This window comes from Bifidobacterium sp. LH_730, assembly GCF_056355835.1.
Window position 1 is genome coordinate 57429 of sequence record NZ_JBKETB010000004.1, and the last position, 19123, is coordinate 76551.

Consider the following 19123-nt stretch of genomic DNA (forward strand, 5'->3'; position numbering starts at 1 on the left):
AGCGAGACGCTAAGTCTCTAGTTCTCTTGACAGGGGTGAGATTCGTTCGAATCTCACCCCTGTCGTGTTTATGGCCGCCGATTCAAGAATTGTGCACTTGGGCTGAGAATTGTGTGGCGAAAATGCCGGGGAACAACCCCGGCATTCGCAAGCCCGGCCGTCACCGGCAAGACCCTCTGCAAATGATGGGTCACTTGCGCGCGACGATGGCGACGTAGCCGCCGGCGTAATATCCGTCGATCGGTTCCTCGACCTCGCGATTCGTATAGACGGGGCTGGCGACCAATGTCTGACGGTACTGGAGGTCATGCAGACCGAGTTCATCGCGCAGCACGGCGCTCTTCTCCTCGGTGGTGTGCCAGAAGGCGGTGTGCACAAGCTCCAGCGGATAGGGCATCGCCGGCGCGGTGTCGGCCAGTTCGGGCGCGCCATAGTCGTCCAGCTTGCCGGCCAGCAGATAGAGCAGGCCGTAGCCGCTTTCCTTCGGCACGTCGAGCAACACCAGGCTGCCGCCCGGCTTCAATGCCTTGAGCACATTGCCGTAGGCGAGCTTGAGATCGGGAATATAGCTTGAACTGCCATTGAAGTAGATGACATCATATGCCTCGGCAGGCAGCTCGGCGGTTTCCGCGGTCGCCAATTGCACGCTCATGCCGCGCTTCTCGGCGATCTCGGCCATATCGCCCGACGGTTCCACGCCCTCGGTCACCTCGATGCCGTATTCGTCTTTGAGCGCCTTCTCGAACAGGCCGCTGCCGCAGCCGATTGACAGCATGCGCCCGCCCTCGGTCAGATCAAGCGCCGACTTGAGCAGCTTGAGCTCGCTCAGGAACACGTTCTCATTGGCCATGAACCAGCTGTCATACGTCGCCGCATAGCCGTCGAATTTCGCCTTGCTCATCGTGGAAATCCCCTTCCTGATATTCATTCAATGAATCAGGCCGGGGCCACATATGCGCCGCAATGGCATGGCTTCCCTACGCGAGCATTGACTCACAGGTTCCAAGGGTCTCCGAAGATCTCAGCGTGAACGCGCCCCCAGCCCGGGCCTGACTATACCACTCATCCGCGGTCTCGACCTTGGGACGATTCCCATTATGGAACGGCATGGAGTGCCGGGGCATCTTAGGTGTCGCGCGCATATGAACAATACGGTAGTGACGGATCCGGGCGCGGAAAGGAGGGCGCATGACTCGCAACGGCGACGACCGCAGGGGATTGGAGACCCTGTCCGGCGAGGCGAACGAGGAGCAGATCGCCTACTATCGCAAGCCTTTCATGGTGCTGTGGGCGGCCGTGCAGGAGGCCTCCGCCGAGCTTGCCGAGGATTACGGGCTGAGCCAGGAGACGGCGCAGCTATGGGTCGCCGAACGCATGCGGCAGGTCTCCGACTCGTTGGTGGACCGACTCGCGCAGAAGGCGGTCGCGCACGGGGTGAGCCAGTCCAATGTGGCGCGCGCCGCCGACGCGAGCCCGACGAACGCGCGTCGACGCTTCCCGAGGCTATCCGATGGCGGCGCGCAGGAACGCATGCTTATCGACGACGTGCTGGATACCTTGGAATAGCTTTCCAGAGGATCGCCACAAGTCGACTGGAGTCGGACGAAATGGGCGAGTTCCGCCCGCGGCCGAAGGTCCGGCGCGCCTCGCCGCCCCGTCGCTTGAGGGCGGTAGTCTTGATGTGTTTTGCATCATACGAAGGAGACCCAAGTGAGCGATTTTGCACCGCTTCCGGTCATGGCGGGCGAGGATATGCCGGCCGGGCCCCAGGATCCGATTTTCAACCGACTCCTCAAGGACCGCATCATCTGGATGGGCGAGGAGGTCAAGGACGACATGGCCAACCGCATCTGCGCGCAGATGCTCATGCTCGCCGCCGAGGACCCGAAGAAAGACATCTGGCTCTACATCAACTCGCCCGGCGGCTCCATCACCGCGGGCATGGCCATCTACGACACCATGCAGCTCATCGAGCCGGACGTGGCGACCGTGGGCCTGGGCATGTGCGCCTCGATGGGCCAGTTCCTGCTGAGCTCGGGCACCAAGGGCAAGCGGTATCTGACCAGCCACGCCCGCGTGCTCATGCACCAGCCCTCCGGCGGCATCGGCGGCACCACCACCGATGTGCGCATCAACGCCGAGCTCATCATGGACATGAAGAGGACCATGAGCGAGCTGACCGCCGAGCAGACCGGCCACACCGTCGAGGAGATCTACCGCGACAACGAATACGACCACTGGTTCACCGCGCAGGAGGCCCTGGACTACGGTTTCGTGGACCAGATCATCACCACGCGCGATTCGATGAGGAAGGGAGAGTGACGATGGCAAGCCAAGAGGCGCAGTTCGTCGCCCGCGCCGAACGGCTGGCGGGCCCGGCGGGAGTCGTCGGATTCCAGACGCGCGAACGCCGCGAGGCCGCGTTCGCCGCGCCGAGCGCGCGCTACATCATGCCGCAGTTCACCGAGAAGACGCCCTATGGCATGAAGACCTCGGACGCCTATTCGCGTCTGTTCGAGGACCGCATCATCTTCCTGGGCATCCAGGTGGACGATGCCTCGGCCGACGATGTGATGGCCCAGCTGCTCGTGCTCGAGTCCCAGGATCCGAACCGCGATGTGATGATGTACATCAATTCGCCCGGCGGCTCCATGACCGCCATGACCGCGATCTACGACACCATGCAATACATCAAGCCCGATGTGCAGACCGTGTGCCTGGGCCAGGCCGCCTCGGCCGCCGCGATCCTGCTGGCCGCCGGCACCAAGGGCAAGCGCCTCATGCTGCCCAACGCGCGCGTGCTCATCCACCAGCCGGCCATCGACCAGGGCTTCGGCAAGGCCACGGAGATCGAGATCCAGGCCAAGGAGATGCTGCGCATGCGCGAATGGCTCGAGAACACGCTGGCCAAGCACACCGGCCAGGACGTCGAGCGCATCCGCAAGGACATCGAGGTCGACACCTTCCTCACGGCCCCCGAGGCGAAGGAATACGGCATCGTCGACGAGGTGCTCGAACACCGTCAGTAGACTTCGTGAAAACCCCGGGATGCCGGGATGACAATGCCCTCGGCGCGCTCGCGCCGAGGGTATCGTATATCCGGGAGAAAACGGAACGGTTGCGTTCCCACGAAGTCCCGCGAAACCGTGCGCACGACGCGAAGGGAGACCGGCATGGGCAGGGTGGTCAGTTACGGCGACGATGTGCCGCAATGCACCTTCTGTGGCAAAACCGAGCATCAGGTCAGGAAGCTCGTCGAAGGCCCCAGCGCGTCGATATGCGACGAATGCATCGAGCTATGCGTCGGCATCATCTCCGAGGAGCGCAAGAAGGACGCCGAGGTCAACGCGCTGAGCCTGCCCAAGCCGATGCAGATCAACGCCTACCTCGACCGGTATGTCATCGGACAGCAGGCGGCCAAACGCGCCCTGTCCGTCGCGGTCTACAACCATTACAAGCGCGTCAATATGGAGCTCGACGAATCCGCGGGCCAATTGGAAAGCCGGCACGCGGGGCGCCACGCCGACCCGTTGGCGGGGGTGACGGTCGCCAAATCCAACATCCTGCTCATGGGCCCCACCGGAGTGGGCAAGACCTATCTGGCGCAGACGCTCGCCAAGGTGATGAACGTGCCCTTCGTCATCGCCGACGCCACCACGCTCACCGAGGCCGGATATGTCGGCGACGATGTGGAAAGCGTGCTGCAGCGGCTCATCGAGGCCTCCGACGGCGATATCGCGAAGGCGCAGCATGGCATCGTCTATATCGATGAGATCGACAAGATCGCACGCAAGTCGGGGGAGAACACGTCGATCACACGCGATGTGTCCGGCGAGGGCGTGCAGCAGGCGTTGCTCAAGATCCTCGAGGGGACCATCGCCTCGGTGCCCACCGAGGGCACGCGCAAGCACCGCGAGCAGCAGACCGTGCAGATCGACACGCGTGGCATCCTGTTCATCTGCGGCGGCGCCTTCGTCGGATTGACCGACATCGTCTCCGAACGGCTCGGCGCCCGGGAAAGCGGCTTCGGCGCGGCCTGGCATGACCATGAGATCGACAAGCGTCGGCTGCTTGAGCAGGCGGGGCCCGATGACCTCGCCGAATTCGGATTGCTGCCCGAGTTCATCGGCCGCCTGCCGGTGATCAGCGTGCTCGACGAACTGACCGAGGACGATCTGGCCTTGGTGCTCACCGAGCCGGCCAACGCGCTGACCAAGCAATACATGAAGCTGTTCGCCGTCGACGGGGTGCGTCTCGAATTCACCGATGGCGCGGTGCATGCGATCGCCTCCACGGCGCTGCGGCAGGGAACCGGCGCCCGCGGCCTGCGCTCGATCATCGAACGCACGCTCGAGGAGACGATGTTCCGCCTGCCGAGCATGGATGACGTCGAATGCGTCATCGTGGACACGCCGGCCGTCGACGGCACCGGCGCGCCCACCCTGGTGCGTTCCGGCGCGCAGGCCGGGCTTTCCGGCCATGGCGGCGAACGCCGTCCTCGGCGACTTGCCGCGTGACGGTTGCGCGGCGGGATATGCATGGCGCGCGGTCTGCGTAACCGCCACGACACGCCGTGTGGCGTGAAGTCGCGGACTCGTTGTACTTTATTCGAGTTGCCTGAAACGGACAACATGCGCCGGTAGCCCAGCGGATTAGAGCAGCTGACTACGGATCAGCAGGTCGCAGGTTCGAATCCTGTCCGGCGCACACTCCGAGCCGATCGGAGTAAAACAGTCGGCATGCGCCGGTAGCCCAGCGGATTAGAGCAGCTGACTACGGATCAGCAGGTCGCAGGTTCGAATCCTGTCCGGCGCACACGGAACCCCTCGGAGACTTTGGTCACGAGGGGCTTTTCCAATTCTGGGGGTCTCATAACCAACGCGCCAGCTGACAGCGAACGAAAAGGTCCCGACGGTTCCGATACGATAGAAGGAGACCAAAGCGGGGCGAAGGGAGCGACGGATGGGACAGCGCAGATCGGCGTGGGCGACAATCAGGCATATTGCAGCGTCCGACCGCATATCGGGCCTCATCATGCTCGCGTTCGCGCTGGTCGGTCTGGTGCTCGCCAATCTGCCCGCCACCGCGCATATGTTCGAAACGGTGGCCGAGACGCATATCGCCGTGCCTTGGACGAACATCGACCTGCCGATCGGGCACTGGGCGCAGGATGGCCTGCTGACTGTGTTCTTCCTAATCGTCGGCCTCGACCTCAAGCAGGAGCTGACGACCGGCTCCCTGTCGAATCCGAAGGCCGCGGCGGTGCCGATGATCTGCGCGGTGGGCGGCATGCTCGTGCCTCCGGTGCTGTTCCTGGCGGCCACGGCGCTGTTCTCGCGCTTCGCGCCGCCCGGCCCCGGCCTGCAGCAGATTGCCTCGGGCGGCGTCTATGACTATGGTTCGATAGCCCAGGGCTGGGCCATTCCCACGGCCACTGACATCGCGTTCTCGCTGGCTGTGCTCGCGCTGTTCGCCAAGGCACTGCCCGGTTCGATCCGCGCGTTCCTGATGACACTGGCCACCGTCGACGACCTGCTGGCCATCGTGCTGATCGCCGTGTTCTTCTCCTCGCTGTCCGGCTGGTGGTGGTTCGTCGGCATCGCCGTGTGCGCGGCCGCCTGGGCCTATCTCGTGCGCCTCAAGAAGGTGCCGTGGATCGCGGCCGGACTGGTCGGCATCCTCGCCTGGGTGTTCATGTTCGAGGCCGGCGTCCACCCCACCCTGGCCGGCGTGCTCGTCGGCCTGCTCACGCCCTCGCGTGAAATGCACGGCGAGAAGTCGCCGCGCGCCGAACGCTACCATGACAAGCTGCAGCCGCTGTCGGCCCTGGTCGCGCTGCCGATCTTCGCCCTGTTCGCCACCGGCGTCCACTTCAATTCGCTCACCCCGGCGCTGATGATCTCGCCGGTCGTCGTCGGCATCATCGTCGCGCTGGTGATCGGCAAACCGCTCGGCATCGTGGCGACCGCATGGCTGTGCACGCATGTGGGCGGACTGCGCCTGCCCCGAGGCCTCAAGGTGCGCGATCTGACACCCGCCGCCTGCGCCTGCGGCATCGGTTTCACCGTGTCGTTCCTCATCGCCTCGCTGGCCTATCAGGATCCCGATCTGTCGGCCGAGGCGCGATTCGGCGTGCTCGTCGCCTCGCTGCTGGCCGCCGCCATCTCCGGCGCGCTGCTGGCCCGCCAATCCAAGGGATACGAGGCCGAGGCCGCCGCCGCCAAGCTCGCGGCCGAAACCGAGGAGCTCCTGATGGAGCACGCGACGATCCTGCCCGATGGCACGATGAGCGTCAACATCGACGCCTTCACCCCCGAGCAACTCGCCGCGATCAAGGCCCGCCGCGAAGGCAAGGCCGAACCCGTCGCCGCGCCGCGCAAACGCCGCTTCATGTCCGTCCACCGGCGTCCCGACCGGGACAAGACGCGCAAGGCCCGCCGCCACCACTGATAGGGGAACGATGATGACGATCGCAGACAGGGAAGCAGACGACATCCGGGGAAGCGAACCCAATCCGTTGGGGGAGACCTACCACCGCGGTCCGGTGATCCTGCGCGGCAATATGATTCCGGAGGACAGCTCCACCGCCAGCTTGCTCAAGCCGGACCAGGACACCGACTGGCTGCATATGGATCCGTGGCGCGTGCTGCGCATCCAAGCCGAATTCGTCGACGGATTCGGCGCGCTCGCCGAGCTGGGGCCCGCCGTCTCCGTATTCGGCTCGGCCCGCACCCTCGCCAACGACCCCGATTACCGCGCGGCGATGCGCATGGGGCGTCTTATCGCCGAACACGGCGCCGCCGTCATCACCGGCGGAGGGCCGGGCATCATGGAGGCCGCCAATCGCGGCGCGGCGCTTGCCGGCGGAAAATCCGTGGGACTCGGCATCGAGCTGCCGCACGAGCAGGGGCTCAACGACTATGTGAACCTCGGGATGAGCTTCCGCTATTTCTTCGTGCGCAAGACGATGTTCGTCAAGTATTCCTCGGGCGTCATCGTGTGCCCGGGAGGCTTCGGCACGCTTGATGAGATGTTCGAGCTGCTCACGCTGGTGCAGACGCACAAGGTCACGTCCATGCCGGTGGTGCTCTTCGGCTCGCACTATTGGCAGGGCTTGCTCGACTGGCTCGAGGGGCCGGTGAGGGATTCAGGCATGATATCAAGCCTCGATCCGAGGTTGGTCACCGTCACCGACGATGTGGACGAGGCCGTCGATGTCGCCGTCTCCGGCATCGCCGCCTGACCTGGCCCGGATCCCCGGCTCTGACCCGCTCAGCGTTTGCGGGCGATCAACAGGCCGGTGCCGACGGGAATCAAAGTCGTCTCGAAGTCCGTCGCCTCGTCAAGTGCGTCCAGCAAGACGCGCATGGCCACGGCCTTGTCGCTCCGGTCGGCGGGATTCGTCACGCCGCCCTTCGCGTTCCTGTCGGCGAAGGCCAGCACATCGAGCATGACCAACGCGCCATGATTGCGCAACAGTCGCGACGCCTGGTCCAACACCGGGCGGTAGCTGGCCCCGTCGCCGGCCACCACAATCAGGTCATAGTCCTCGCCGTTGAGACGGGGCAGGAAATCGGCGGCCTGCGCATGCACCGCACGCAGCGTCGTCGCCGTGTCCGCCTGCGAGGCGAAGGTCCTGCGCACCAGATCCACGCCCTGCGCGGAGGAGTCCACGACCGTCAGATGCCCCGCGCCGTCAAGGCCCTCGACCAAGGCCATCGTCTCGGTCAGCGAACGGGTGCCCACGGCGATGACGGAGGAAGCGCCCGTCAGACGCACCAGCATCGCCAGAAAGGCGTCCTGCGCGGCGGAACCCACGGGCACGCCGGCCTGCTCGGCCGCGTGGCGGGCGTCCTGAGCGGCCTTGGGGCAATGCGCGGCGGCGCGACGCTCGGCGTATTCCCACGCCTTGGCTTGGTTGGTGTAAGCGTTCCTATCCATCTCGTTCCTCTTCCTGCGTGTGTTGGCCGTGTCCTAGCGTTCGCGCACCCGGGCGACGATCTGCCACATCTCCTCGCCCACGTCGATGCCGCGCGGGCAGTGGCGCGAGCAGGCGCGCACCGACTGGCAGGCGGCCACGCCGTCGGCCGTGTCGATCGCATCGAGACGTTGGTCGGTGGCCCCGTCCCTCGAATCGTTGACGAAACGGCTTGCCCAGACCAGCGCCGCCGGGCCGACGAAGGCGTCGCCGCCGGCATAGACCGGGCAGGTGCCCTCGCACACGCCGCAGGCGATGCAGTTGCTCAGCATCTCGTATTTGGCGAGTTGGTCGGGGTGCTGCAGGTATTCGAATACGTCGAGTTTGCCGTCCTTGGTCGTGGCGAGCGCGCCATCCGCCTCGAGCCAGGGGCGCAGCTTGCGGATCTGGTCGAGCATCGGTTCGATGTCGGCGATGAGATCGCGCTGCGGGGGAAAGCCGGGAAGCGGCGCGAGTTCGATCACGCCGAGCGAGCCGTGCGTGGGCAGCGAATCGGCGTCGGCATCGCCATCGCCATCGTCATATGCGTCATCGGAGGGGACGTCGCCGACCTCGGAGATTTCGGTCCCGGGGTCGCGGTTTGAAGCCGCGCCTGTGCGGCGGAACCCATCATCGGTGTTTTCGGCGGAATCTTCCGCGTTATCGCTGGCGTTGTCGGGGCGCGCCCAGTCGCGCACCGTGGCCGTGCACAGCAGCGTCGGCTCGCCGTTCACCGACACGGCATCGGAGCCGCACATGCCATGTCCGCAGGAATAGCGGAAGGCCAGCGTGGGGTCGATTGTGCGCTTGACCGCGAGCAGGCAGTCGAGCACCGTGTCCTGCGGGCTGGCGGGAACCACATACTCCTGTACCCACTGCTTGCCGCGCGGGCGCCGACGCGCGGACGCACCGCCGCCGAAGGGCGAGGATTTGCGGGCGAAGGGGCTGGAGGAACGGGCGCGGTCGCGCTCACGTTCGGCGCGGGGCGTGAAGCGATGCACCCGCAGCGTCACCGTCGTCGACGCGGTCATCTCACTCATGCATCCTCCCGAAAGCGTTTTTGGGCGTGTCCATTGTGCCACACGGCATTGTCCTCTCTGCTGCCATGCCTAGTATTCCCGCTGCTTCGGCGGATAGTCGACGATATGCACCGGCTGCCAGTCCACCGCGCCGGTGGCGTCGGTCATTGAATGGGCGAGATAGCGCTCGTCGTCACGCTGCGGGAAATCGGTGCGGCGCAGCGCTCCTCGCGATTCATGCCGCGCATCGCAGGCGCCGAGCACCGTTTGGGCGAGCGTGGTCAGATGTCGGACCTCCCATATCGCGGTGATCTCCTGATTGAAGGCGGCCGTCTTGTCATGCGCGGCGAGCGCGGCGGCTCGCGGCATGAGGTCGTCGCGTAGTTCGGCGGCGGCCGTTGCCAGCGATGCGGCGTCGCAGCGCACGGCGGCCGCGCGTTCCATCACGGCGCCGAGTTCGGCCATCAGCGCATAGGGATTGCCTTGGGCGGCGGAGTCGTCGCCGGAGTCTCCGGTGGATTCGGTGGCTTCGACGGTCTCGGTGGCTTCGGAGGTGTCGGCGGCATCGGCGGAGGAGCCCGCTTCCGCAAGCATCGCCTTGAGATCCTGTTCGCGCGAGGAGGCCGCTGCATCGGCCGCGGCCTTCAACGCCTCGTCATCAGCCTCGGCCGTCGTCCCGGTCGCATCGGCCGCGGCGGCGATGCGCGTGGCGATCGCCTGACCGGCCCTGGTGCCGAACAGGCAGGCGTCGAGCAGCGAATTGCCGCCCAGGCGGTTCGCGCCGTGCACGGACACGCAGGAGCATTCGCCCGCCGCATACAAGCCCTCGACGATATGGCGTTCGCCATTGGCCCAACGATAGACCTCGCCATCCGTGGTCACCGGGATGCCGCCCATCGTGTAATGCGCAGTCGGCTTGACCGGCACCCAATCCTTGGCCGGGTCGAGGTCGGCATAGTCGCGGATCGTTTCGACGACCTGCGGCAGCACGCGGTGCATGCGCTCCGCGTCGATGCCGGTCATATCCAGCCACACGCAGTCCTTGGGGCCATCCGGATCCCTCGGATCGGCGACGCCGCGGCCCGCATCCACCTCGGCCACGATCGAACGGCTCACCACATCGCGCGCCGCCAGATCCGCATGTCCGGGGGCGTATCGCTCCATGAACGCCTCGCCATCCGCATTGCGCAGCACGCCGCCCTCGGCGCGCGCGGCCTCCGACAGCAGGATGCCGGTGTGGGCCAGGCCGGTGGGATGGAACTGCACGAACTCGACGTCCTCCAGCTGCAATCCCGCACCCAAAGCCAAGGCCATGCCGTCGCCGGTCAGATCCCAGGAATTCGACGTGGTGTGGAACAGCCTGCCCGCGCCGCCCGTCGCCAGCAGCACATTGCGCGCGCGCACGGTGCGCAGGCTGCCCGCATGCGTGTCGAAGGCGATCACGCCGGCCGCGCGACGCCCGGCCTGTCCATCGGCAAGCACCAGATCGGTGACATACCATTCCTCGGCGAATTGCATGCCCTGGGCCACGCACTGCTGCCACAGCGCGTGCAGGATCTGATGGCCGATGCGATCGGCCGCATAGGCCGCGCGCTTGATCGGCTCGCCTCCGAAATCGCGCGTATGCCCGCCGAAGCGACGCTGCGCGATATGCCCGTCGTCAAGACGGGAGAAGGCCACGCCCTGCCGCTCCAGATTGACCACGGTCTCGGGCGCAAACTGCGCGAGCAGCTTCGCCGCGTCCTGATCGACGAGCCAGTCGCCGCCTTTGACGGTGTCGTAATAATGCCACTGCCAGTCATCGTCCTCGACGTTGCCGAGGGATGCGGCGATGCCGCCCTCGGCCGAACCGGTGTGCGAGCGCAACGGCTGCAATTTCGAGATCACCAGTATCTTCGGGGAGCGTCCGTCCTCGCCCATTCCGCGCGCCGCGGGGGAGCGCAGGAGCCCGAGCGTCGCCGACAGACCGGCCGCGCCGGCGCCGACGATCACCGCGTCATACATATCTTCCAACTGCTGGGGATTCATACCTGTGATTCTCGCACAGGGGGTGGTTGTCGCATGGCAGAATGGCCGTATGAGCGAGGTGAGTTTCAATCAGCGTGTGTATGACGTGGTGCGTCGCATACCCGAGGGCATGGTGGCGACCTACGGGCAGGTGGCGGCGTTGGCCGGCGCGCCGCGGTCCGCCAGATTCGTCGGTTTCGCGCTGCATTCCAATCCGGAGCCCGGCGTCATTCCCTGCCATCGCGTCGTCTTCCGCGACGGGTCCCTGGCCCCCGGTTTCGCCTTCGGAGGCCCCGGAGAGCAGCGTGCCCTGTTGGAGGCCGAGGGCGTCGCCTTCCTGCCGCCCGCCGATGACGACGGCTCGAACGCCGGGGCCGACGGATGGCGCGTCGACCTTGCCCGCTGCCAGTGGCAGGCCTAGGTTTCGCGGTTGCGGTTCGCTACGCGTAGCTCGCCGTGTTCGTAGACGATCCGGCCCTCCAATTCCAAACGGCCCAGTTCGCCGAGCAGCGAGGCGATGGTCGGTGGCTCCGGCGTGCCCTGCTCCCGCAGCAACCCGATGATGGCATCCGGTGTGGCGGGCATGCCTCGCCGTGCGCATCCGCGGATGGCGGCGCATATGGCGTCCGCCGAATCGGCGGGGGAGGCGTCGTCGCCGTTTCCCGGATGGATATCGTTGGCCGGGGCGTTGCCGTTCTTCGGTGTCTGGCGGTCCTCGTCCGTCCTGGCGGTTTCATCAGACGGCATGGATGCGGTGATAACCGGGGCGTGACGGGGATGGCATAGTTCGGCGATATCGTCCGGCGAAGCGAGGATGCCGGCTTCGGCACGGGCGATGAGCCGGTTGCATCCGGCGTTGTCGGGCACCGTGACATCGCCGGGAACGGCATATACCTCCCGATGCAGTTCGTTGGCCCAATGGGCGGTGTTCAGCGCTCCCGACCGGACGCGGGCCTGGGCGACGACCACGCTCGAAGCCAGGGCCGCGATAATGCGGTTGCGCAATAGGAACCTGCGCGCCTCCGGTATCGTGCCGGGGCATAGTTCGCTGATGAGGGCGCCTCCCGATGCCGTGATCGCATCGAACAGACGCTGGTTGCTGTGCGGGCCGATATGGTTGAGCCCGCCCGCGAACACCGCCACCGTGCGCCCGGCCGCCTGCGCGCCATGACGTCGCATCGCCTCCAGCGCACCCCAGTGCGCGGCGGCGTCCGCGCCCATCGCGCCGCCGGAGACCACCAGATGCCCTTGGGATGCCGCGCATATGCCGATCTGACGGGCCACCGATCGGCCATAATCGCTTGCCCCACGCGAGCCGACCACCGCCACCGGTCGGGGACAGCTCGATAGCGCCGCCGGGTCGCCAAGACCCCAAAGACACAGGGGCGACGCCCAGTCCCGCCGTGTGGACAGGTCGCCCAGCTGGGCGGGCCAATGCGGGCTTTTGGGACCGATGATCCATTGCCTGCCGCCCGCCGTGAACCAATCGCGCAACTGGTCCTCCTCAAACGAAGGCAGTGCGTCGAGGCGGCGATGCCAACCGTCGAGCGCATGATGGAACGCGGCCATGGCCTTGGCATCGACCCGTCCTCCCCATCGGGAAAGTCCCGCGGCGAAGACCTGGTCGATTCGGTTGCGGGCCGCGCGCTCCTCCGGCGCGCCGGGACGGCAATCCATGATGAAGCCAAGCAATGCCTCGGCGTTGCCGGCGCCTTTGAGCGATGCGAACATCAGCGCATCGGCGCCTTCGATCAGATAGGTGAGCGTCGCCCTGGCCAACGTGTCGGCATCCATCACGACCACTTCGTCCTCATCTGGATGCCCTGGGCCATCTCGCCGGGGCCCGGCGACATGCGCCCGGACATATCGGCCAGCGTCCAGGCCAAGCGCATCGCCCGGTCCGCGCCGCGCAGGGTCAGCCGCTGCGATTGAAGGGCGTCGTTGACCAAGGCGACCGCCTTCGCCGAGGTATGGGCCCGCAGCCATGAGCCCGAGGCGCGCGCATTGCAACCCCATCCCTGCGCCGCGAACCGTTCCCGGGCCGCGGCACGCGCCTGTATCACGCGTTCGCGCATCGCCGCGCTCGATTCCTGTGGCTCGGCCGCGACGCTTCCCGCCGTGATATGAGACACCGGCGGCGCCTCCACCTGGATATCGATGCGGTCGAGTATCGGCCCCGACAGGCGTGCGAAATAGCGCACCCGTTCGCGTTCCTTGCACCGGCAGCGTTCGCCGGTGCCATACGAATACCCGCAGGGGCATGGGTTGGCGGCCATGATCAGCTGGAAGGCCGCCGGATAATAGGTCGATCCCTTGGCCCGTGACAATGCCACATATCCCGACTCCAAGGGCTCGCGCAACGTCTGCAAGGCATGCGTGGAGAACTCTGGCGCCTCGTCCATGAACAGCACGCCCCGGTGCGCGCGCGTGATCGCGCCCGGACGTGCCAGCCCGGAACCCCCGCCCACCAGCGAGGCGGTGGAGGCGGTGTGATGCGGCGCCTCGAAGGGCGGCTCGTCGCTGATGCCATGCAGGGGCAGCGTGCCACACAACGAACGGATCGAAGCGACCTCCAGCTGCTCGGCCTCGTCAAGCGGACACATGATGCCCGGCATGCGCGAGGCCAGCATGGTCTTGCCGGAACCGGGAGGGCCGGTCATCAGCAGATGGTGCCCGCCCGCCGCAGCCACCTGCAACGCCCATTTGACCGTGTCCTGGCCGATCACCTCTGCCATGTCCCCGGGAGGAGGGGACGGCATCAACGCGTCGTCTAGGTCGGGAGACGAATCCAAACCCGCGCCGTCGGGACGCCGATAGCGCGCGGCGCCGCCCATCAGTTCGATGAGCTCGCCCACATGGCGAACCCCCACCGTATCGAGCCCGTCCACCAGCGAGGCCTCGTCCATATTGGCATCTGGAACAATCACTTGGCGGATGCCACGCTCGCGGGCATGCAGCAGGATCGGCAGCATGCCGTTGATCGGCCGGACCGTTCCATCGAGATTCACCTCGCCCATGACGATGGTGTCGGCGAGCGACTCATGCGGTATTACGCCGGCGGCGCTCACCACGGCCGCGGCGATCGCCAGATCGTGCGAGGAACCCCGTTTGGGCATCGAGGCGGGCGACATATTCACCGTCACCCGGGTTTCGGGCCATCGGAATCCGCTGGCCTGACAGGCGGACTTGACCCGTTCGCGCGCCTCGGACAACGAAGTGTCCGGCAATCCGATGATCGAGAAATACGGCAGTCCGGGACTGATGAAGGCCTGCAAGGACACGACGAAGGCCTTGAGTCCGATCAGTCCCACGGACAGGGCCTTGCCGATCGCCATCAGAACGCCCCCGGGATGTGGAGGACCTGGGGTTGGTCGCCTTGCATCATGATGGAGATCACGTCGAAACGCACGCCGTCATGCGGGATGCGGTGCGCGGGGTCGATCAGCCATTGGACCGCCGCCCGGCGCAGGTTCGTCTGCTTGGCCGAAGTGACGGCCTCCTGCGGTGTGCCATGGCGCACGGTCCGCCGGGTCTTGACCTCGATGAAGACGATGTGGCGCTGCGGATCCATGGCCACCACATCGAGTTCGCCATAACGGCACCGCCAGTTGCGGTCAAGCACGGTCCATCCGCGTCGTTCGAGCCATGCGGCGGCGTGTGCCTCGCCGAGCGCCCCGAGTTGCCGGGGATGAAGCGCTGCGCTGCGCATGGGAAGGGAAAGGCCATCCGAAGCCATGGCCCCGGGCAATGTCATTGTCTGCGTATCCATGCTTCCAGTGGACACCGCGCCGCTTGCCGCGGGCAAGGCCGGCCGGTCGTTGTGGTCGGAGGCCATGGCCTCGGCGTGTTGTGGACAAGTCCTGTGGATGGAAAACCGGTTATCCACATGTCTGTCATCTCAGGGATGACGATACGCCGCCATGCCCATGGACGCACGGGACTATCGTGGGAACCGCAGGAACACATGGGGGAGGTTGGCCATGGCGGATGTCGACGAGGAGGAGAGGCGTCCGGTCACGCGGCCGATCGTCACCATAGGATTGCTGGACAACGACGAATTCGCGCTCGCCTTCCTCTCCCGCGCCATAAAGGAGCTGATGCCCGAGGCAAGCGTGCGTTTCCGCACCCGGTCGGGGCGGGAAGCCGTCGATCGCTGCCTCGATTCGCGCACCGCGCCCGACGTGTTGCTGACCGACATGTCGATGGAGGAGCTGAGCGGCCTGAGCGTCACGCGCGCGATCCGGACGCGCTCCGCCCGTGTGGCCGTGCTCGCCGTCACCTCGTTCTCGCTGGCCGTCTACGCCGCCAAGGCGGCCGAGGCCGGCGCGCAGGGCATTGTGCCCAAATCCGTCGAAGCCCCGATCATCGAAGCGATTCGCGCGCTTGCCCTCGGTGGCATATGGAATGCCAGCATGCCGTCCGTCGTGTTCGAGACCTCGCGTGCCGCGCATGAGCGGCTTCGGCGCGAGCCCATGCCGCGCCAGTTCCTGCTTTCCGACAGGGAGGCCGAGGCCATGAACCTGTGCTCCAGGGGCCTGCCGACCGTTGCAGTGGCCGCGCAGATGGGGGTCGGCCTACCCACGGCCAAGACCTATATCGCCCGCGCCGTGAGGAAGCTCGGCTGTTCCTCGCGCGGCAGCGCCATCGCATTGTGGACCGGTGCGGGGGAGGGCGAACGATGAGCGGTGCGCCGCATGGCGACAACGGGGATGCAGCTGGTGAATCTCTGCCATATGGTCGTGGATGGCACCTGCCGAATGGTCGGGATGCGATGGCATGGCTGCTGGCACGCGCCTTCCGCATGCTGCTGGCCGTCGTCGTCATCGTGGCGAATGCGGTGGAATGGTCGCTGATCCCGCCGGTGTTCGTCGAGACACAGGTGCTGTCCGTCGCGCTTATGGTGCTGACGGCGCTCACCCCGTTCTGGCCGCGCGCGGCGAGCTGGGGCATCATCGCGCTTATCGTGGCGCGCACCTTCGTGCTCGACCTATCCGGCCCGAGCCCGTTGTGGGGCATGTGGATCGCGCTGGTGCTCATCGGGCACGACTGCGCCCTCGGATGGGCGGTGCTTGCCTGCGGCATCGTGACCGTTTCGCAATGTGTGCCGGCGTTCATGGACTCATATACGGCGCTTTCGGCCATCGGCGTGGAGATGGTCAACTACGTCGGCTCATTCGTGCTTGCCACGCTTATCGGAGTGTCGTTCCGATGGCGCGCCCAACGCGACGCATCCGAACGGCGGGCGATGGCCTTGGAACGCCGGCAGTGGGAACTCGACGAGCTCAAACGCAACACGGAGCTTGCCTCGCGCATCCACGACACGGCCAGCGGGGGATTGAGCTATATCGCGTTGACCGCGCAGCGCAGGCTGCGCCAGTTGCCGGATGATGCGGCCGATGACGACGGAGCGGATGGGGCGGATGGGACGAATGACCCGTATGGTCCGTATGACGCGCAAGACGCGTCCGAAGCATTGGGCTCGATCGTTCGGGACGAACGGCGCGATTGGCGGTTCGTCAACGATCAGGCGCTTGCCGTGCTCGACGAGGTGCACAAGGTCATCGATCTGCTGCGTGCGGATGCAGCGGATACAAGCGACACGGTCCGATTGGCCGGTACGGCGTCGGGAACCGACATGCGTCCCGAGGCGGATTCGAAGGCCCGCTTCGGGTTGCGTTCGGACGGGCAGCTGGGGGAAAGCCATGACGGAAAGGGCGGCCTTGCCGAAGCGCTTCGCAGGTCGAGGATGAGACTGGAAAGGCTTGGCTTTGCGGGAGATGCGTCGCTTAACGGCGCGCTGCCCGCCGACGCCGATCCGATGGCCGTGCGTGCCGCGGAACGGCTGCTGGGCGAGATCACCGCGAACATCACACGGCATATGACGCCGGGCGGAGGCGCGTATCACATCGTCGTCACGCTGGGGAAGCACTCCATCGAAATCATGGGAACAAACCCCATCGCGGAACGGACGACGCAGACGGACGACGCGGAAACCATGGAAGTGACGGAGACGACGCGGGGTGCCTCGCATGGGGCGGGACTGCGGCTTCATCGCGAGCTCATCGAGACGCTCGGCGGCGAACTCAACGCCACCGGGGAGGACGGCGAATGGGTGGTCTACGCCCGTATCCCGGTGCGCGGCGACGGGAAACGGCTTGACGTCGCGTCCAGCGAGGACATGATGTCATCGCAAGGATGACAGGGCCGTTGGGGGAGCGAACGAAGCGGAGCCTAAGCTCGAAAACGACAATGCCGCAATGATGGGAAGGGAATCGATGATGATGAACGGGGCAAGGGCGTCAAGGATGGCGGTATGCGTGGCGGCGGTGCTGTTCGGCCTGAGCGCGTGCGGCGCGCCCACCGCATCCGATGGCGCCTCGTCGGCCGAGGAAGGAGAGCCCGCGTTCTCCGGCCCATATGCCAAGGAATTGGAAGGTGCCTACGGGCGTGCGAAAACCGATCTCGGCAAAGGGATCCTGCGCGACGGGAAGGTCAGCGACGCGGAGCTTGCCGAACTCAACGACGCATACAACGCATGCCTGGCGCCATACGGCCTGCAAGCCAATGCCGACGGCACCTCGGTGACGCAGTTGAGGGGCGGCCTTAGCACCGAGGAATTCCAGAAGGTCAGTCAGGAATGCGGGGAGAGCACCGATTGGGACGAAGTGCAAGGCATCTGGTCCATGATGGACACCAATCCCGATAACCTCGACGCCGAGGCCATGGCGCGCGAAACCTACCGTTGCTTCAAACGGAACGGCTTCCTGGATGGCGTCGCCAATTCGCTGACCGAGGATGAATACGCCGCGTTGAGTGGCGGCGGCGAAACTCAACGATCCCCGGAGGAACTCATGGCTGATGCGGACCGGAAGTCACAGTTCGAGCAGCAATTCGAGCCGGATAATATCAACGATGCCGAACGATACCAACTCTGGTATGACTGCCTTGTCGATCCGTTGAACCGGTAGAGGAAACCGGTGGATTGAACCGGTGGATTGGGCCGATATGCGGCCTGCAAACAAAAAGAATGCCCTCGGGCCGCGGGAAACCCCGGCCCGAGGGCATTTCGCTTCGCTCAGCCCACCAATCCGGTCAGTTCGCCCAGATTGAGTTCGAAGCTGACGCCGCGCTCCTCGAAATGCGGCTGGTTGCGCGTGGATTCCATCGCATGACGCACGAACTCGCCCGCGATGCGCGCCGATTCGGCCAGACCGCGCCCGGCCAGCACCGCGCCGCACAGCGCGGAGGCGAAGGCATCGCCCGTGCCGTGGATCATATACGGCAGCTTCTCATGGGCGAGTTCGACCTTGCCGTCGACATCCGTCTGGGCCGAGGCCACGTAATTGCGGAGCAGGCCGTCACCACGGTCGATGCCCTTCAAAACCACGTTCTTCGCGCCGAGATTCAACAGCGCGTCAAGGATGCCGCGGACCTCGGCATCGGAAAGTTCCTGGCCGGGATAATCGCGGCCGGTGAGGATCGAGGCCTCCGTGAGGTTCGGCATCAGCACATCCGCGCCATCGGCCAGAGCGCCCATCGCCGCGCAGAGCTCCGGCGTATAGGTCGGATACATCGCCCCGCCGTCGCCCATCACCGGATCCACCAGCCGCAGCGCACCCGGATACTCGCGGTAGAGACGCTGGATCAGCGACACCTGCTCGGCGGAACCGAGGAACCCGGAATACACGCCGTCCAGCTCGACGTCCTCCTTGCGCCAGGCGTCGAGATAATCCGACAGGATGTCGGTCGTGTCATGGAAGGTGAACACCGGGTACTTGGTATGCGCGGAGAACAGGGCAGTCGGCACTGGGCACACGTCGCAGCCGGCGGCAGACAGAATCGGAATGGCGGCCGTCAGCGAGCACTTGCCGTAGCCGCACATATCGTGCACCGCGGCCACACGCGGAATATAGTCGGGATTTCGATCGAATAGGGTGACGTCATCCATCGCTGCTCCTTCTCACAAAGCGAAATATCATCTCTGACTCTAGCCGCCGGGCCGACAACGGGGCGGTGGCTTCGGCTTTGAAGAGGCCATAAGCAGAGGCGATAGCGGACCCCTCGTGTCATGGGCCGTCGCGGCCTAGGGTCGTAACCAATCCGCACAACGAACGGAAAACCAACCCCAAGGAGAAGGAAC

At 65.8% G+C, this 19123-nt stretch carries 17 protein-coding genes, 2 tRNA genes and 1 pseudogene; 12 read left to right on the forward strand and 8 right to left on the reverse strand.

Going from position 1 to position 19123, the window contains the following annotated elements; all coding sequences use genetic code 11:
• Positions 1 to 190: 190 nt before the first annotated feature.
• On the reverse strand, positions 191 to 901 hold the full coding sequence (locus AC1AUD_RS06640; protein WP_476573288.1) for a class I SAM-dependent DNA methyltransferase: 711 nt from the start codon (positions 899 to 901) through the stop codon (positions 191 to 193).
• A 287-nt stretch (positions 902 to 1188) separates the two neighbouring features.
• Here AC1AUD_RS06640 and AC1AUD_RS06645 point away from each other — a divergent pair, with 287 nt between their 5' ends.
• The 8 genes and pseudogenes from AC1AUD_RS06645 to AC1AUD_RS06680 all read left to right on the forward strand — a co-directional run bounded on the left by AC1AUD_RS06645 (position 1189) and on the right by AC1AUD_RS06680 (position 7243).
• Positions 1189 to 1566, forward strand: coding sequence for a transcriptional regulator (locus tag AC1AUD_RS06645; protein ID WP_476573290.1), 378 nt, complete (start codon positions 1189 to 1191; stop codon positions 1564 to 1566).
• 171 nt (positions 1567 to 1737) lie between these two features.
• The gene (locus AC1AUD_RS06650; protein ID WP_476573586.1) at positions 1738 to 2322 is read left to right on the forward strand and encodes an ATP-dependent Clp protease proteolytic subunit; all 585 of its coding nucleotides are present in this window, start codon (positions 1738 to 1740) and stop codon (positions 2320 to 2322) included.
• Between the two features lie 2 nt (positions 2323 to 2324).
• Positions 2325 to 3029, forward strand: coding sequence for an ATP-dependent Clp protease proteolytic subunit (locus tag AC1AUD_RS06655; RefSeq protein ID WP_476573292.1), 705 nt, complete (start codon positions 2325 to 2327; stop codon positions 3027 to 3029).
• Positions 3030 to 3173: 144 nt separating this feature from the next.
• Entirely contained in the window at positions 3174 to 4517 is a 1344-nt protein-coding gene (gene clpX, locus AC1AUD_RS06660; protein WP_476573294.1) for an ATP-dependent Clp protease ATP-binding subunit ClpX, read from the forward strand.
• A 116-nt stretch (positions 4518 to 4633) separates the two neighbouring features.
• A tRNA-Arg gene (locus AC1AUD_RS06665) sits at positions 4634 to 4707 on the forward strand.
• A 34-nt stretch (positions 4708 to 4741) separates the two neighbouring features.
• Positions 4742 to 4815, forward strand: a tRNA-Arg gene (locus tag AC1AUD_RS06670).
• A gap of 147 nt (positions 4816 to 4962) precedes the next feature.
• Positions 4963 to 6297, forward strand: a pseudogene (locus tag AC1AUD_RS06675) (Na+/H+ antiporter NhaA); the annotation flags it as partial.
• 163 nt (positions 6298 to 6460) lie between these two features.
• The gene (locus AC1AUD_RS06680) at positions 6461 to 7243 is read left to right on the forward strand and encodes an LOG family protein (RefSeq protein WP_476573296.1); all 783 of its coding nucleotides are present in this window, start codon (positions 6461 to 6463) and stop codon (positions 7241 to 7243) included.
• 29 nt (positions 7244 to 7272) lie between these two features.
• Here the strand turns inward: AC1AUD_RS06680 and AC1AUD_RS06685 are convergent, their stop codons facing one another.
• From AC1AUD_RS06685 to AC1AUD_RS06695, 3 genes are all read right to left on the reverse strand, one after another.
• Positions 7273 to 7941, reverse strand: coding sequence for an O-methyltransferase (locus AC1AUD_RS06685; RefSeq protein WP_476573298.1), 669 nt, complete (start codon positions 7939 to 7941; stop codon positions 7273 to 7275).
• A 33-nt stretch (positions 7942 to 7974) separates the two neighbouring features.
• Entirely contained in the window at positions 7975 to 8997 is a 1023-nt protein-coding gene (locus AC1AUD_RS06690) for a succinate dehydrogenase/fumarate reductase iron-sulfur subunit (RefSeq protein ID WP_476573300.1), read from the reverse strand.
• Between the two features lie 69 nt (positions 8998 to 9066).
• The gene (locus AC1AUD_RS06695) at positions 9067 to 11004 is read right to left on the reverse strand and encodes an FAD-binding protein (RefSeq protein WP_476573302.1); all 1938 of its coding nucleotides are present in this window, start codon (positions 11002 to 11004) and stop codon (positions 9067 to 9069) included.
• A 49-nt stretch (positions 11005 to 11053) separates the two neighbouring features.
• Between AC1AUD_RS06695 and AC1AUD_RS06700 the strand changes: the two genes are divergently transcribed.
• A complete protein-coding gene (locus AC1AUD_RS06700; RefSeq protein WP_476573303.1) occupies positions 11054 to 11404 on the forward strand; it encodes an MGMT family protein in 351 nt (116 codons plus the stop codon).
• On the opposite strand, the gene AC1AUD_RS06705 is transcribed toward AC1AUD_RS06700, so the two are convergent.
• Genes AC1AUD_RS06705 through AC1AUD_RS06715 form a run of 3 tightly spaced genes read right to left on the reverse strand, consistent with a single transcriptional unit; the run spans position 11401 to position 14737 of the window.
• Positions 11401 to 12777, reverse strand: coding sequence for a DNA-processing protein DprA (locus AC1AUD_RS06705; RefSeq protein WP_476573305.1), 1377 nt, complete (start codon positions 12775 to 12777; stop codon positions 11401 to 11403). The two genes, AC1AUD_RS06700 and AC1AUD_RS06705, sit on opposite strands and share 4 nt — an antisense overlap.
• Positions 12777 to 14318, reverse strand: a complete 1542-nt coding sequence (locus tag AC1AUD_RS06710; protein WP_476573307.1) for a YifB family Mg chelatase-like AAA ATPase — start codon at positions 14316 to 14318, stop codon at positions 12777 to 12779. Before AC1AUD_RS06710 ends, AC1AUD_RS06705 begins: the two co-directional genes overlap by 1 nt.
• On the reverse strand, positions 14318 to 14737 hold the full coding sequence (locus AC1AUD_RS06715) for a YraN family protein (RefSeq protein WP_476573588.1): 420 nt from the start codon (positions 14735 to 14737) through the stop codon (positions 14318 to 14320). Before AC1AUD_RS06715 ends, AC1AUD_RS06710 begins: the two co-directional genes overlap by 1 nt.
• Positions 14738 to 14963: 226 nt before the next feature.
• Between AC1AUD_RS06715 and AC1AUD_RS06720 the strand changes: the two genes are divergently transcribed.
• The 3 genes from AC1AUD_RS06720 (at position 14964) to AC1AUD_RS06730 (ending at position 17951) form a co-directional block, all read left to right on the forward strand.
• The gene (locus tag AC1AUD_RS06720; RefSeq protein WP_476573309.1) at positions 14964 to 15665 is read left to right on the forward strand and encodes a response regulator transcription factor; all 702 of its coding nucleotides are present in this window, start codon (positions 14964 to 14966) and stop codon (positions 15663 to 15665) included.
• Complete coding sequence (locus tag AC1AUD_RS06725; protein WP_476573310.1) at positions 15662 to 17182, forward strand: sensor histidine kinase; 1521 nt, start codon at positions 15662 to 15664, stop codon at positions 17180 to 17182. Before AC1AUD_RS06720 ends, AC1AUD_RS06725 begins: the two co-directional genes overlap by 4 nt.
• Positions 17183 to 17288: 106 nt before the next feature.
• Complete coding sequence (locus AC1AUD_RS06730; RefSeq protein WP_476573312.1) at positions 17289 to 17951, forward strand: hypothetical protein; 663 nt, start codon at positions 17289 to 17291, stop codon at positions 17949 to 17951.
• Between the two features lie 107 nt (positions 17952 to 18058).
• Here the strand turns inward: AC1AUD_RS06730 and AC1AUD_RS06735 are convergent, their stop codons facing one another.
• Entirely contained in the window at positions 18059 to 18931 is an 873-nt protein-coding gene (locus tag AC1AUD_RS06735; protein WP_476573313.1) for a bifunctional hydroxymethylpyrimidine kinase/phosphomethylpyrimidine kinase, read from the reverse strand.
• Between the last annotated feature and the right edge of the window lie 192 nt (positions 18932 to 19123).

Coding starts and splice junctions, on each gene's coding strand:
- AC1AUD_RS06640 (WP_476573288.1), bottom strand. CDS start 901: ATGAGCAAGGCGAAATTCGACGGCTATGCGGCGACGTATGACAGCTGG.
- AC1AUD_RS06645 (WP_476573290.1), top strand. CDS start 1,189: ATGACTCGCAACGGCGACGACCGCAGGGGATTGGAGACCCTGTCCGGC.
- AC1AUD_RS06650 (WP_476573586.1), top strand. CDS start 1,738: ATGGCGGGCGAGGATATGCCGGCCGGGCCCCAGGATCCGATTTTCAAC.
- AC1AUD_RS06655 (WP_476573292.1), top strand. CDS start 2,325: ATGGCAAGCCAAGAGGCGCAGTTCGTCGCCCGCGCCGAACGGCTGGCG.
- clpX (WP_476573294.1), top strand. CDS start 3,174: ATGGGCAGGGTGGTCAGTTACGGCGACGATGTGCCGCAATGCACCTTC.
- AC1AUD_RS06680 (WP_476573296.1), top strand. CDS start 6,461: ATGATGACGATCGCAGACAGGGAAGCAGACGACATCCGGGGAAGCGAA.
- AC1AUD_RS06685 (WP_476573298.1), bottom strand. CDS start 7,941: ATGGATAGGAACGCTTACACCAACCAAGCCAAGGCGTGGGAATACGCC.
- AC1AUD_RS06690 (WP_476573300.1), bottom strand. CDS start 8,997: ATGAGTGAGATGACCGCGTCGACGACGGTGACGCTGCGGGTGCATCGC.
- AC1AUD_RS06695 (WP_476573302.1), bottom strand. CDS start 11,004: ATGAATCCCCAGCAGTTGGAAGATATGTATGACGCGGTGATCGTCGGC.
- AC1AUD_RS06700 (WP_476573303.1), top strand. CDS start 11,054: ATGAGCGAGGTGAGTTTCAATCAGCGTGTGTATGACGTGGTGCGTCGC.
- AC1AUD_RS06705 (WP_476573305.1), bottom strand. CDS start 12,777: ATGGATGCCGACACGTTGGCCAGGGCGACGCTCACCTATCTGATCGAA.
- AC1AUD_RS06710 (WP_476573307.1), bottom strand. CDS start 14,318: ATGGCGATCGGCAAGGCCCTGTCCGTGGGACTGATCGGACTCAAGGCC.
- AC1AUD_RS06715 (WP_476573588.1), bottom strand. CDS start 14,737: ATGACATTGCCCGGGGCCATGGCTTCGGATGGCCTTTCCCTTCCCATG.
- AC1AUD_RS06720 (WP_476573309.1), top strand. CDS start 14,964: ATGGCGGATGTCGACGAGGAGGAGAGGCGTCCGGTCACGCGGCCGATC.
- AC1AUD_RS06725 (WP_476573310.1), top strand. CDS start 15,662: ATGAGCGGTGCGCCGCATGGCGACAACGGGGATGCAGCTGGTGAATCT.
- AC1AUD_RS06730 (WP_476573312.1), top strand. CDS start 17,289: ATGGCGGTATGCGTGGCGGCGGTGCTGTTCGGCCTGAGCGCGTGCGGC.
- AC1AUD_RS06735 (WP_476573313.1), bottom strand. CDS start 18,931: ATGGATGACGTCACCCTATTCGATCGAAATCCCGACTATATTCCGCGT.